The sequence below is a fragment of the Paraclostridium bifermentans genome, assembly GCF_964259345.1.
In the GTDB taxonomy this organism is placed as follows: Bacteria; Bacillota; Clostridia; order Peptostreptococcales; family Peptostreptococcaceae; genus Paraclostridium; species Paraclostridium bifermentans_B.
Window position 1 is genome coordinate 1 of sequence record NZ_CAXVJR010000011.1, and the last position, 13,853, is coordinate 13,853.

Annotated in this window: 14 protein-coding genes; 1 reads left to right on the plus strand and 13 read right to left on the minus strand. The window is 29.6% G+C overall.

The genetic code is table 11. The annotated features are described in order from the left end of the window. Positions 1–213: 213 nt before the first annotated feature. The 10 genes from ACEXNK_RS16015 to tilS form a co-directional block, all read right to left on the minus strand. Complete coding sequence (locus tag ACEXNK_RS16015; protein ID WP_373600068.1) at positions 214–417, minus strand: hypothetical protein; 204 nt, start codon at positions 415–417, stop codon at positions 214–216. Between the two features lie 300 nt (positions 418–717). After that, on the minus strand, positions 718–2,253 hold the full coding sequence (gene lysS / locus ACEXNK_RS16020) for a lysine--tRNA ligase (RefSeq protein WP_373600069.1): 1,536 nt from the start codon (positions 2,251–2,253) through the stop codon (positions 718–720). 15 nt (positions 2,254–2,268) lie between these two features. Next, positions 2,269–2,748, minus strand: a complete 480-nt coding sequence (gene greA / locus ACEXNK_RS16025; protein ID WP_373600070.1) for a transcription elongation factor GreA — start codon at positions 2,746–2,748, stop codon at positions 2,269–2,271. Between the two features lie 96 nt (positions 2,749–2,844). Beyond that, entirely contained in the window at positions 2,845–3,813 is a 969-nt protein-coding gene (dusB, locus tag ACEXNK_RS16030) for a tRNA dihydrouridine synthase DusB (protein WP_373600071.1), read from the minus strand. Positions 3,814–3,915: 102 nt separating this feature from the next. Further along, on the minus strand, positions 3,916–4,686 hold the full coding sequence (locus tag ACEXNK_RS16035) for a type III pantothenate kinase (RefSeq protein ID WP_373600072.1): 771 nt from the start codon (positions 4,684–4,686) through the stop codon (positions 3,916–3,918). Between the two features lie 17 nt (positions 4,687–4,703). Next, positions 4,704–5,297: an ECF transporter S component gene (locus ACEXNK_RS16040; protein ID WP_373600073.1), complete on the minus strand. Its 594-nt coding sequence runs from the start codon at positions 5,295–5,297 to the stop codon at positions 4,704–4,706. 160 nt (positions 5,298–5,457) lie between these two features. Further along, entirely contained in the window at positions 5,458–6,417 is a 960-nt protein-coding gene (locus tag ACEXNK_RS16045) for a P1 family peptidase (protein WP_373600074.1), read from the minus strand. Continuing rightward, the gene (locus tag ACEXNK_RS16050; RefSeq protein ID WP_373600075.1) at positions 6,410–7,396 is read right to left on the minus strand and encodes a biotin--[acetyl-CoA-carboxylase] ligase; all 987 of its coding nucleotides are present in this window, start codon (positions 7,394–7,396) and stop codon (positions 6,410–6,412) included. Before ACEXNK_RS16050 ends, ACEXNK_RS16045 begins: the two co-directional genes overlap by 8 nt. A 58-nt stretch (positions 7,397–7,454) precedes the next feature. After that, positions 7,455–9,437 carry an ATP-dependent zinc metalloprotease FtsH gene (ftsH, locus tag ACEXNK_RS16055; RefSeq protein ID WP_373600076.1) on the minus strand — a complete coding sequence of 661 codons (1,983 nt, stop codon included), beginning with the start codon at positions 9,435–9,437 and terminating at the stop codon, positions 7,455–7,457. Positions 9,438–9,468: 31 nt separating this feature from the next. Further along, positions 9,469–10,857, minus strand: a complete 1,389-nt coding sequence (gene tilS / locus ACEXNK_RS16060) for a tRNA lysidine(34) synthetase TilS (RefSeq protein ID WP_373600077.1) — start codon at positions 10,855–10,857, stop codon at positions 9,469–9,471. Positions 10,858–11,116: 259 nt separating this feature from the next. On the opposite strand from tilS, the gene ACEXNK_RS16065 reads away from it, so the two are divergent. Then, positions 11,117–11,815 (plus strand): polysaccharide deacetylase family protein, encoded by a 699-nt coding sequence (locus ACEXNK_RS16065; protein WP_373600078.1) that lies wholly within the window; start codon positions 11,117–11,119, stop codon positions 11,813–11,815. 48 nt (positions 11,816–11,863) lie between these two features. Here ACEXNK_RS16065 and ACEXNK_RS16070 read toward each other — a convergent pair whose 3' ends face one another. The 3 genes from ACEXNK_RS16070 to ACEXNK_RS16080 all read right to left on the minus strand — a co-directional run bounded on the left by ACEXNK_RS16070 (position 11,864) and on the right by ACEXNK_RS16080 (position 13,843). Then, complete coding sequence (locus ACEXNK_RS16070; protein ID WP_373600079.1) at positions 11,864–12,286, minus strand: DUF1934 domain-containing protein; 423 nt, start codon at positions 12,284–12,286, stop codon at positions 11,864–11,866. 57 nt (positions 12,287–12,343) lie between these two features. Then, complete coding sequence (murI, locus tag ACEXNK_RS16075; RefSeq protein WP_373600080.1) at positions 12,344–13,153, minus strand: glutamate racemase; 810 nt, start codon at positions 13,151–13,153, stop codon at positions 12,344–12,346. 165 nt (positions 13,154–13,318) lie between these two features. Then, complete coding sequence (locus ACEXNK_RS16080; protein ID WP_373601616.1) at positions 13,319–13,843, minus strand: cell wall hydrolase; 525 nt, start codon at positions 13,841–13,843, stop codon at positions 13,319–13,321. Positions 13,844–13,853: the final 10 nt, after the last annotated feature.

Consider the following 13,853-nt stretch of genomic DNA (forward strand, 5'->3'; position numbering starts at 1 on the left):
TAAAAAGTTGTCCAATTGCTCAGCTAATCATTATCTGAATATCTGGCTTGGTTGTTTGTTGTTTAATTCTTTAAAAAAGAATTTATATAATTAACCTACTGTTTAATTTTCAAAGTTCATTTTGTGTTTTTGTTTCGTCCGTTTCTCAAGGACAAGTAATACTATATCACCTGAGTAATATATCGTCAATACTTTTTTAAATATTTTTTTAAATTATTTTGCAATTTTTCTTTGATAGTAATCGCATTTCTCTTCAACACTAGTATTTTCAACACTTACATTGACACGCTTGCTTCTTTTAATTTTTTTATTTTTTTTATTTAACTCTAATATTACCTCTTTATTTATATGTACCATGACTTGTAAGATTAAAACCATTATAGAAAACAAACACATCCAATTAACAAAATTTTTCATAAGCTATCCCCCTGAGTTTATTATTATATATAAGTTTCTAATCTTTTATTCATTTTTCCTTTTATTAAATTATTTTATAATTTCTTATTTTTTAATATTTTAATCCAGTAAAATTTAATAATTTTCACATTTATACATTAATTAATTATGTTTATTGTTGAAATAAAAAAAAGCATAGATTATTAAATCTAATACTTTTAAAAATTTCATAAAGTTGATAAATATACTTCTAGTTAATTTTTCAATAGTCTTATCTATAACAAAAAGCCTCTCTGAGCAATCAGAAAGGCCTTTTAAGTATTATTCTTCTATTTCATCAGTCGCTTCATTAGCAACATCTTTTATCGGCTTCATAGTAGGGAATAATATAACGTCTCTTATAGATGGAGCGTTAGTTAATAACATCATAACTCTATCTATACCTATTCCTAGTCCACCTGTTGGAGGTAAACCTACTTCTAGAGCATTTACGAAATCTTCATCCATATCACAAGCTTCGTCATCCCCTAATTCTTTCTTTCTTAATTGATCCATAAATCTTTCTTTTTGATCTATTGGGTCATTTAACTCAGAGAAAGCATTAGCTAGCTCCCACTTGTTTGCAAAGGCTTCAAATCTATCTGTTCTTCTTGGATCCTCAACATTTCTCTTAGCTAAAGGAGATACTTCAACTGGATGATGAGTTATGAATGTAGGTTGGATTAATTTATCTTCACCAAACTCTTCAAATAAAGCATTTATGACTTCTCCTCTTCTCATTCCAGGAGTTATTTCTATTCCTTTTTCTTTAGCTACTGCTAAAGCTTCTTCATCTGTATTTATTGTAGAGAAATCTACTCCAGCATATTCCTTTACACATTCTTCCATAGTCATTCTCTTCCATGGAGGAGTAAAGTCTATTTCAGTTCCTTGGTAATTTATCTTCATGCTTCCAGTAGCAGCTTCTGCCATGTAAGCTATCATATTTTCTGCTATTTCCATCATATCAGTATAATCTGCATATGCTTGGTATAATTCTACAGCTGTATACTCTGGGTTATGCTTTATAGACATTCCTTCATTTCTAAACATTCTACCCATTTCATAAACCTTATCAAATCCACCTACTATAAGTCTCTTTAAGTAAAGCTCATTTGCTATTCTTAAATACATTGGTATATCTAATGTATTATGATGAGTTATGAAAGGTCTAGCATTCGCTCCACCTGCTATAGTATTTAATATAGGAGTCTCAACTTCTAAGAATCCTCTTTCATCTAAATAAGTTCTTAAAGCCTTCATAGCTTTAGTTCTTGTAACGAAAGCATCTTTAACTTCTGGATTAACTATTAAGTCAACATATCTTTGTCTATATCTTAAATCTTGATCTTTTAATCCATGATATTTTTCTGGAAGTATTTGTAGAGACTTTGTTAATAATTTTACATCATTAGCTTTTATAGATATCTCTTCTTTTTTAGTTTTGAATACTTCACCTTCAACACCTATTATGTCACCTATATCATATGTAGAGAATACAGCATACTCTTCTTCACCTATTCTATCTAGTCTTACGTAGCATTGTATTCTACCTTCTTGATCTTGTATATCTATGAATCCAGCTTTCCCTTGAATTCTTTTACTCATTATACGTCCAGCTAACTTAACAACTTTTCCTTCAAAAGCTTCAAAGTCATTTTTTATATCCATAGAATAATTAGTTCTATCATATCTACTTACGTGGAATGGATCTCTTCCCATTTCTTGTAACTTAGCTAACTTATCTCTTCTAATTTGAAGTACTTCTGTAAGTTCTTCTTTTACTTGATCATTAGCATTTTGTTGATCATTACTCATTTGTTTACCTCCAGATTATCTTCTTATTTCTAATATCTCGAATTTCGCAACTCCATCAGGAACTTGAACGTCTACTACTTCTCCTTTAGCTCTACCTAAAAGAGCTTTTCCTACAGGTGATTCGTTAGATATTTTCCCTTCATATGGATCAGCTTCAGCAGAACCAACTATTGTGTATTCTACTTCTTCTTCAAACTCCATATCATTAACCTTTACTATAGACCCTATAGTTACTATGTTTGAGTCTACTTTTGATTCATCTATTATAACTGCTTTTCTTAGCATGTTTTCAAGCTTTATTATTCTCTCTTCAACTTGAGCTTGCTCATTTTTAGCTTCATCGTACTCAGCATTTTCTGATATATCTCCAAAAGATATAGCTACCTTTATTCTTTCAGCAACTTCTCTTCTTCTAACTGATTTTAAATGCTCTACTTCATCTTCTAACTTTTGGTATCCTTCTTGAGTTAATAATATTTCCTTATTATCTTCCATGACCCCTACAACTCCTTCTTAATTTAATTTTTATTTAACATTAATCTTATTTATATCTTTGTTATTTATGCGGTATATTATAAATTACTATTACCCTTATGTCAAGGAGTGGTCTAAGTAGTAAGTTAGCTTGTTTACAACTTCTTCATAACTTTCTATCTTATTAATTTCATCCCTTAATCTAGCAGATCCTCTTAGTCCTTTTAGGTACCAAGCAATATGTTTTCTCATCTCTCTTACAGCTACATATTCACCATGTTCTTCTACAGCTAATTTTAAATGCTTTAAAGCTGTATTTATTTTTTCATCACATGTAGGCTCAGGTAAAATTTCACCTGTTTTCATATAATGATTTATTCTTTTAAATATCCATGGGTTACCTTGAGCACCTCTACCTATCATTATAGCATCACAATTAGTCTTATTTAACATATTTATAGCATCTTCTACTTCAAATACATCTCCGTTTCCTATAACAGGTATATCTATATTTTCTTTTATTTTAGCTATTATATCCCAGTCTGCTTTTCCTGAATAATATTGTTCTCTAGTTCTTCCATGTATAGCTAGTGCACTTATACCAGATGCTTCTGCTATCTTAGCTATTTCTACAGCATTTATACTATTATCATCCCAACCTTTTCTTATCTTTAGTGTAACAGGCTTTTTAGATTTTTTAACAACCGATTTTAAAACCTCTTCTGCAAGCTTTGGATTTTTCATAAGAGCTGATCCGTCTCCATTTTTAATGACTTTAGGAGCTGGACATCCCATATTTATATCTAGTATTTCATTTGGATACTCATTTAATATCTCTGCTGCTCCTCCCATAAAATCTGGATCTGATCCAAATATTTGAACAGCAACCGGATGTTCTTCATCTTCTATTTTTAACATTTTTTTAGTATTTTGATCATCATAGCAAAGAGCTTTTGCATTAATCATTTCCGTATACAGCATTCCACAATCTTGCTCTTTACATATTAATCTAAAAGGCAAATCAGTTACTCCTGCCATAGGAGATAAAAACACTGTATTGTCTAATATAACATTTCCTATTTTCATATATGGTCTCCTCTTAAAATGTATTTTATTATATATATACCCAATTTTTAATAATATCTTATCGTAAAAAAGGAACTGGATTTAAAATCCAATTCCTTGATACTATTCTTTGTTTTTATCGTAAATAATTCTTAATCCTTCTAATGTTAGGAATTTATCTACACAATCTATACTATCAGTCTCAGATGCAATTAGCGATGACAATCCACCTGTCGCAATCACTTTAACATCTTGATTTTCTAATTCTTCTTTCATCATTTTTATAATTTTATCTACAAGTCCAACATATCCGTATATTATACCAGACTGCATGGCAGATACCGTACTTTTACAAATAGTCATACCAGGTTTAGCAAGTTCCACTCTAGGTAGTTTCGATGCTCTTTGGAATAAAGCTTCACTAGATATTTTAATTCCAGGAGCTATAGTCCCGCCTAAGTATTCTCCTTTTTCTGATATTGCACAGAATGTTGTAGCTGTTCCAAAATCAATTATTATCATAGGTGTTTTGTATTTATCTATAGCTGCAACAGCATTTACTATTCTATCAGCTCCAACTTGCTTAGGGTTATCATATTTAATATTCAATCCTGTTTTTATGCCAGGCCCAACTACTAATGGTTGTTTTTTAAAATATTTTATACAGAAATTTTCAAGAGAATGCATAACATTAGGTACAACTGATGATATTATTACATCTTTTATTGATTTCATGTCCACATTATCATATTGAAATAAACTGCTTATCAGCATTCCATATTCATCTGATGTTTTTGCTTTATCAGTACTTATTCTCCAATACTTTTTAAGTTCTTTTCCCTCATATATACCTAATACCATGTTGGTATTTCCAACGTCAAACACTAAAAGCATCTACTCTAACCTTCTTTCTATTTTTTGCTTTTCTTTAGTATAGTTACAACTCCAGATACAACTAAAGCTCCAATGATAGCTTCAGGTATACCATTAGTAGCAGCAATTCCTAATATTACAGCTCCAGCTGTAGATGTATCTCCACCTATAGCTTCAACATATCTTTGTGCATATAACAAGTAAATCATCCCTAAAACACCAAATGTATTTAATAGAGATCCTATCATTCCTGAAAATGCACCTGCAGCAGATATATTTTTACTTACTTTAAATACACCTTTATAAACATAATATGAAGCAACACCCATTATAACTCTAGGAATTATAGATATCAGAGGATTCATAAATGCAAAAGAAGTTATGTTTGGCATTGTTAAAGCTCTTATGAAACTTGTAAACCCAAATATAAATCCTATTATTCCTCCAACTATCGGTCCTTCTATTATAGCTCCTATTATAACTGGTATGTGCATTATAGTCGCATCAATAGGTCCTATCGGTATAAACCCTAATGGTGTCATAGACAACATTATAGATATAGCCGATAACATCCCAATTACAGCCATTTGTCTAACATTAATTTTTTTCGCTACTCCTACTTGTGTTTTCATTATAAAAATACACCTCCGTTCCAGCTCTTTAAAGATGCCGGACTTTTAATTTACAATTATTATTTATCTATATCATAATCAGTCAGGCTCCATAAATTTAAAGGATGCCAGCTGCAACAAAAATAATTTTATCAATAGCAAATAACATTGTCAATAATTCTTATTTCAAATTAATTTCTTCATATGAAGGTATATTGTCAATACTTTTAGCATTTTTTATAGCATTTATTATACTTTTTTCAACTACTTCAGTTGCTATAGATCCTAATAGTGTAACATCAGATTCTACCTCTCCTGTCGCTATAGTAAATATAGTATCTCCATCATGAGGTGTATGTATAGGAAATATAGCTTTTGCATATCCATTATGTGACATCTGAGATATTTTTTTACACTCAGCTTTAGTTAGTTTAGCATTTGTAGCTACTATACCTATCGTAGTGTTATCTATATTAAATCCACCACTATTCACTCCATTTTTCATAAGATCATATGTATTTAAAACCTTATTCTTTTCATTATTTAAAACTCCAGCTATAACTTTTCCATTTTCATATACATCTCCAAATGCATTTACTGCAACTAACGCAGCTACAACTAGTCCATTATCTAGCTTTATAGAATAACTTCCTATTCCACCTTTCATGCAGTATTCAGCACCCTTTACTTTTCCTACTGTAGCTCCGCATCCTGCCCCAAAATTACCTTGTTTTAACTCTTTATCATTAGCTACTTCGCAAGCTTTATATCCCATTTCAATATCAGGTCTACTCTTTGGGTCTCCTACTACTAAATCAAATAATACCGCCCCCGCTACTATTGGAACTTTAGCAACTCCTACATCAAATCCAATATTGTGTTCTTCTAAATATCTACTAACACCACATGTAGATTCTAAGCCAAACGCTGAGCCTCCAGATAAAACTACAGCATGTACTTTTTGAACCATATTAATCGGATCCAACAAATCTGTCTCCCTTGTTCCTGGAGCTGATCCCCTTACATCTACTCCACATACTGCACCTTCTTCACATATAACAACAGTACATCCAGTTAATCCCTCTATATCTTCTATTTGACCTACCTTAATACCTTTTATATCGAGAATGTTATTATACATATCCGTGCTCCCCTCTTATTGATACTTCACCTGACATAATTTCTTTCGTATGTCCATTTTCATCTTCTACAACTAAATTACCATTTTCATTTACGTCTAAACATCTAACTCTTTCTCTAATATCATTTTTTATAATATATATATCTTTACCTATAATAGCCGAGTATTTTCTACAAATATTCAAAGTTTCTTCTTTATCATTATTTTCTACATATGATATGTATAGTTTTTCAAACTCTGATAATATATTTCTAATTATGTCTAATCTAGATACATCATGCCCTTCTTTATGTACAGATGTAGCAATATTAATCACATCTTCTGGAAAATCTAAAGTTTTTACATTTATTCCAATCCCTAAAATAACATAGTTTATCCTTTCAATTTCTGCTGAAAGTTCAGTTAAAATTCCACATACCTTTTTTCCATTTATAATTATATCATTAGGCCATTTTATATAAGCATTTATCTTTAAATTATTCAAAGCTTTAACTATACTAGCTCCCGCAACCAATGTTAAAAAAGGAGCATCCATAGGAAGTATATTTGGTTTTAGTATCATACTCATCCATATACCTTCGTGTTTCTTAGAGTGCCAACACTTGCCTAATCTACCTCTCCCACTTACTTGTTCTTCACTTATCACGATAGTTCCACCTAATTTGTCATTAGCTATACTCTTTGCATAATTATTAGTAGAATCTATACTGTCAAAATGAATTATGTCTTTTCCTATAAATTCAATATTTAAATCGTGTAGTATATTTTCTTTACTCAAAATATCATCTAACGAACCCTTTATTCTATATCCTTTTCTATTTACAGATTCAATATCATATCCTTGTTCTTTTAAAACATTTATATGCTTCCATACCGCAGTTCTAGATATACCCAATTGCTTAGATATTTCTTCTCCTGAAATGAATTCTAAACCATTGTCTAACAGTATATTTATTACTTTTTCTCTCAATAATAACACCCTTTCGTTATTAATAATTAAAATTAAAGGCTAGGGTAAACCCTAGCCTTAACTCTTATTAGTCATTTATTTGATCATCTTGATCTTTGTCATTGTTTACCTCTGTAGGTAATTCTATTTTGCTATCTTTATTTTCTGTATCAGTAACTTGCTCTATATCTGAAACTTCATTTTCATCAACAGTTTCTTCAGTTACCGCATCTTCTGATTTGCGCTCTAAAGGTAACTCTTTATTAAATGCTTTTATAAATTGTTCTGCATCTAAAGTTTCATGTATTAATAGCGCTTGAGCTACATATTCTAATCTATCCATGTTATCTTGTAATAACTTCTTAGTTTTTCTATAAGCTACATCTACTATATCTTTTACTTCACTGTCTATTTCAAATGCAACTTCTTCTGAATAGTTTCTCTTAGTTCCTATACTATTACCTAAGAATACCTCTTCTTCACCATCTCCGAAAGTCATAGGTCCAAGTTTTGAACTCATTCCGTACTTAGTAACCATTTGTCTTGCAGTAGCTGAAACTCTCTCTAAGTCGTTAGAAGCTCCTGTAGATATATCATCTAGTGTTAATTCTTCTGCAACTCTACCACCAAGTAAAACAATTATATTTTCTTTCATTTCATTCTTAGTAGCATAGAATTTATCTTCAACTGGAAGTTGCATTGTGAATCCTCCAGCTCTACCTCTTGGAACTATTGTTACTTGATGTACAGGACTTACGTGTTCAAGTACATGAGCACAAACTGCATGACCTGCTTCATGGTAAGCTGTAAGCTTTCTTTCTGGTTCACTTATAACTCTAGATTTTTTAGCAACACCTGCTATTACCTTAGTTATAGCTTCCTCTATAGTTTCCATTTCAATTTTCTTTTCTCTTTTTCTAGCTGTAAGTATAGCAGCTTCATTCATTAAGTTTTCTATATCAGCTGGAGTAAATCCAGGTGTTCTTCTAGCTAATACATCTATTTTAACATCATCCGCTAAAGGTTTGTTTTTAGCATGAACTTTAAATATAGCCTCTCTACCTTTAACATCCGGTGCTCCTACAACTACCTGTCTATCAAATCTTCCTGGTCTTAAAAGTGCAGGGTCTAATATGTCCGGTCTGTTTGTAGCAGCCATTATTATTATACCTTGGTTAACACCAAAACCATCCATTTCAACTAGTAATTGGTTAAGAGTTTGCTCTCTTTCATCATGACCTCCGCCAAGACCAGCTCCTCTTTTTCTACCAACAGCATCTATCTCATCTATAAATATTATAGCTGGAGCGTTTTTCTTAGCATCTTCAAATAAAGATCTAACTCTTGATGCCCCTACCCCAACAAACATTTCAACGAAGTCTGAACCACTTATACTAAAGAACGGTACTCCCGCTTCTCCTGCGACAGCTCTTGAAAGATACGTTTTACCTGTTCCTGGAGGTCCAACCATTAATATTCCTTTTGGTATTCTTGCACCTAAATCAATATACTTTTTAGGGTTTTTCAAGAAATCAACAACTTCTTGTAGATCTTCTTTTTCTTCATTCAGTCCCGCTACATCCTTAAATGTAACTCTAGTTTTTTCATCATCCTTATGAACTTTAGCTTTAGATTTACCAAAATTCATAACCTTTCCGCCTCCACCTTGAGACTGATTCATGAAAACAAACCATAATATTAACACAAAGAATAGCATAAATAATGATGGTAATATTTCAAAGAACCAAGGAGTCGTTGGTTTTGGTGATCCAGATAATTGTAATTTACCTTCATTTGCTTGCTTTAATAACTCATTAGCAAATGCATCAGATTGAATCTCTTCTGGTATGTATGTTTTAAACTTTTTGTTAGTACTCTTTATAGTTCCTTCTATTACTGTATCTTCTACAATTTTTATACTAGATACATTTTCTTTCATTAATTCTCTATAGACACTTGAAAATTTCATTTCTTGTACTTTTTCTGTAGGACTACCTGAGAACTGTACTATACCTACTATAATTATAAATATCAGTAGATAGAAACCTGCTCCCTTTAAAAATTTATTCAAAAGAAGCCCTCCTTTCGTAAGTTGTTTTAATTTATAGTTTCTTAAAGGTAATCTTTAAGACTTCTTTTGTATTTGCATCAATTTTATAATTTTCACTTATTTTATAATCTCCAACACAAACCACTTCATTTTCATCTACAACCACAGGAACTTTACATCTTTCTTCCCTAGGTATTTTTAAATCTATGAATAAATTCTTTAACTTCTTGCTTCCTCCAGCAAGCTTAATTTTATCCCCAGATTCTCTATTTCTTACAATTATCCCTCCTTTAAATTTATCTAAATCAAATGCTTTGGAAGATTTATCAACTTTCATGCTTTTAAATCTTTCAATACTCATTGTTTTGGTTTCTACAAACACTCCCAATTCTTTTATTTTTATAACTCCATCCTTAGGAAGTCTGTAAGAATACTCTATTTCCTCATATGTTATTTCTTTATTTGTAAATAATATACTTTCATTATTTCTATAAACAAACAACCCTCTAGGTAATACTAATTTTTTGTTTATCTTGTTATCATCTTCTAACTCCAATATATCTTCTATATGTTTTTGATCTACAAAGTTAGTATCTCCTAAAATATACTTAATAGAGTTTCTAATTATTCTAGTTTTTATTGCTTTATGCAAATTAATATATTTATCTAGTACAATTTCCACTTTTTCATTATCTTGTACATTAGAAACCTCTTTAAATTTATTTATACCCTCTTGTTCGATATAATCACTATCTAACTTTAAATTATTACCCATTCTGCAAATAGATTCAACAACATTGTTATTAAAATTTTCTTGCATATAAGGTATTAAATCTAATCTTATTTTATTTCTTGTATAAATATTTTCCAAATTTGTACTATCTATTCTTGGATTTAAATTATGTTGTTCACAATATGCCTCTATACTACTTCTTTCTATATCAAGAATTGGTCTTATTATTGTGTCGTCTCTTTTGTAATCAATACCTTTTAATCCTTGTAATCCTGTACCTCTCATCATTCTCATAAGAATAGTTTCTGCTTGATCGTTTAAGTTATGCCCAATCGCTATTTTATTAGATTTTGTTTTTTGCTTTATTTCATAAAACATCTCATATCTTAGCTTTCTAGCACCTTCTTCAATTGATAATCCATTTTCCTTGCAATACTTAGGTACATTTATTGATTTAACAAAAAATTTAACACCTAAACTATCACATAGTTGAGATATATACATAACATCTTTTTGAGCTTCTATACCTCTTATTTGATGGTTCAAGTGAGCTGCATATATAGATATATTATACTCACTTTCAAGCTGTTTTAGTATATGTAATAAACATACTGAATCAGGACCTCCTGAAAGACCTAGTACAACTTTATCGCCTTTTTCTAATAAACTATATTTATTTATAGTACTTCGTACTCTATCTACTATCATAAACCATACCTCTTATACTTAGTTTTTTAACTCAAGTATACTTTCTATAAAAACTTCTCAAATCCTTGTATAAATTATTTTATTTTAAAACCTTGTTAAGTAATATAATACCAAATAAATTAATTCAGGGATAGGTTTTTTATATACATTTCATATACCTACATAAAATTATTATGACCCTAAATATAATTAAAATAATATCATACAATAACAATATAAAATAATTTTTTATAAATCAACAAATAAGGAGTAAATAATCATGAAAAAAATTACATCATTACTAATTCTGCTAGCTATATTTATCTCTTGTTTTAAAGTTAATGCTTATTGTCTACAAATTTCTAAAACTGAAAATAAAACAGTCTATATAACTTTTGATGACGGACCCAATAGTAATACAACTAAAATTTTAGACTTGCTGAATAAATATGATATGAAAGCAACTTTCTTTTTGTTAGAAAATAAAATAAACCTATATCCAGAAGTCGTAACTAGAATATTAAATGAAGGCCATTCTATAGGCCTACATGGACAAAGTCATGAAAAAGCTGTTTTTTATGCTAATGATACCTCTGTATTAAGCGAAATCAGTAATACTAAAAATACTTTGTTAGATAAATTTGGATATGATACAAAACTAGTTAGAGTTCCTTATGGCAGTAAGCCTCATCTAACAAAAGCTCAATATTCAAGTTTAATAAATTCAGGTTATAAAATTTGGGATTGGAATATAGATAGCACTGATACTTACCAAAATGCTAATGTTTCATCTATAGTAAATAATACATTAGATAAATTAAATCAATATGAAAATTCCGTTATATTGTTTCATGAAAAACAAATTACAGTTTCTTCTTTACCTACTATACTAGATTACATCAAAAATAATAATTATGAAAGTAAAATCATAACTGAAAATCAAGTTCCTATGAATTGGTGGAATAGAAATTTAAACTAACCAAGAAGCTGACTAAATTTTAAATTGTATATTAGTCAGCTTTTTTATTTAATTATTTTTTTCAACTTCTATTTTTATTTTATTTACACCTTCAAATAAACCTATTATTTGCATGTTGTAATCTATACATATTTTGACTACATCTTTCGAATTTATTATATCTAGCTTTGTTGTATTAATTTTTATATCAAATATACCTTGAGGAGTTCTATATTTAGTAACCGTTTCATTATTTAATATAAATTTCATATTTGAATTTACAACTCCAAATCTCTTTATTAAAACTTCTTTATCAGATATTTTTATTGTTGTTGTAACATGCGCCGCACCTTTTTCTAGCTCTTCTTTATAAACTATGTATGTATAACCATTTTTTTCATACATATCACCTATAGATTTAACTTCTATACTATCTTCATTTCCTTGTTTATCATATTGTGTTGTATGCATATATATATTAACACTTGTCATTTTTAACCTCCATAATAATATAAACTTTAGGCAATCCTACCTAAAGTTTATATAAATTTAATACTTTTGTATTTCTATTTGATCTATATCTTCAATTTCTCTATTTAAAAATTCTTTACCTATACTAGCAAATCTTTCAGGTATATCAGAAACATAATACTTATAATATGCTTGACCTAAGTTATTTTGATTAAGTAAATCATTTTTAGTTAAAACATCTCTTAAATCTTTTGCCGTTTCTCTCGCTGGGTTAACTAAATTTATTTTTCCTTCTACAACTTTATTTATAGTATTTTTTAGTAATGGGTAATGAGTACATCCTAAAACTAAAGAATCTATATTTGAAGCTTGTAATTCTTCTAAATATTTTTTTACTGTTAGCTCAGCTACATCTGTGTCTGCCCAACCTTCTTCAACAATCGGAACAAATAAAGGACATGCTTTGCCTATTATATTTATGTTTTTGTCTATTTTATGAATCTCAGTTTCATAAGCCTTAGAGTTTATAGTTCCTTCTGTACCTATAACTCCTACAAGTTTATTCTTAGTAGTATACGCTGCAGTCCTAGCTCCCGCTTCAATAACCCCTATTATAGGTATATCATACTTAGCTTTTGCTAATTCTAACGATCTAGCTGTAGCTGTATTACATGCAATAACTATAGCTTTAACATTTTGTGATATTAAAAAATTTATAGCTTGAAAAGTATATTTTATTACTGTCTCTTTTGATCTTGATCCATAAGGAACCCTCGCAGTATCTCCAAAATACACTATATTTTCATTAGGTAATATACTTGTAATCTCTTTTAAAACAGTAAGTCCACCTAGTCCTGAGTCAAATACTCCAATCGGATTATCATTCATATATTATGCACCTTCTTTACTTTCTAGCCTTTTATAGTCCATCTTCTAAACTTATATTTCAATAGTATTTTTTATAATTATATGCGTTTTTATTATCTAAGTGATTATTATAGTCCATTTAACAAAAAAAATAAAGGAGTAACAACTCCTTTATTTTTAAATATTTTATTCTTTTGCAAATACATGATTCCCAATTCTTTTATATGGGTCTAGCGTTTTTATCCAACTACAAGTTGATATTTCAGGGTTCCAAAAGTATATAGCTCCACTAGTTGGATCCTTACCATATAAAGCCTCTCTAGCAGCTTTATATGCACTATCTGTAGGATTTTTATAAATCTCACCATTATTAACTACAGAAAAGGCATTTTTTTGATAAATAACATCTTTTATATTATTAGGAAATCTTTCATCTAAAACTCTATTTATAACAACTGCAGCAACTGCAACTTGCCCTTCATAACTCTCTCCTCTAGCTTCACTAGATACTAATTTAGATAATAAATATAATTCGTCATTAGTAATACTTATAACCTCTTTAGGTTTTTCTTTTTTATTTTCTTCTTTGGATTCAGCAGTATATTTTTTATAACTGCCCTGTAAATCATTTGCAGCAAATATAATATTCAAATTGGAACTTATAATAAATAAAGTTAATACTCCTATTATAATCTTGGTGTGATACTTCATAATTATATAA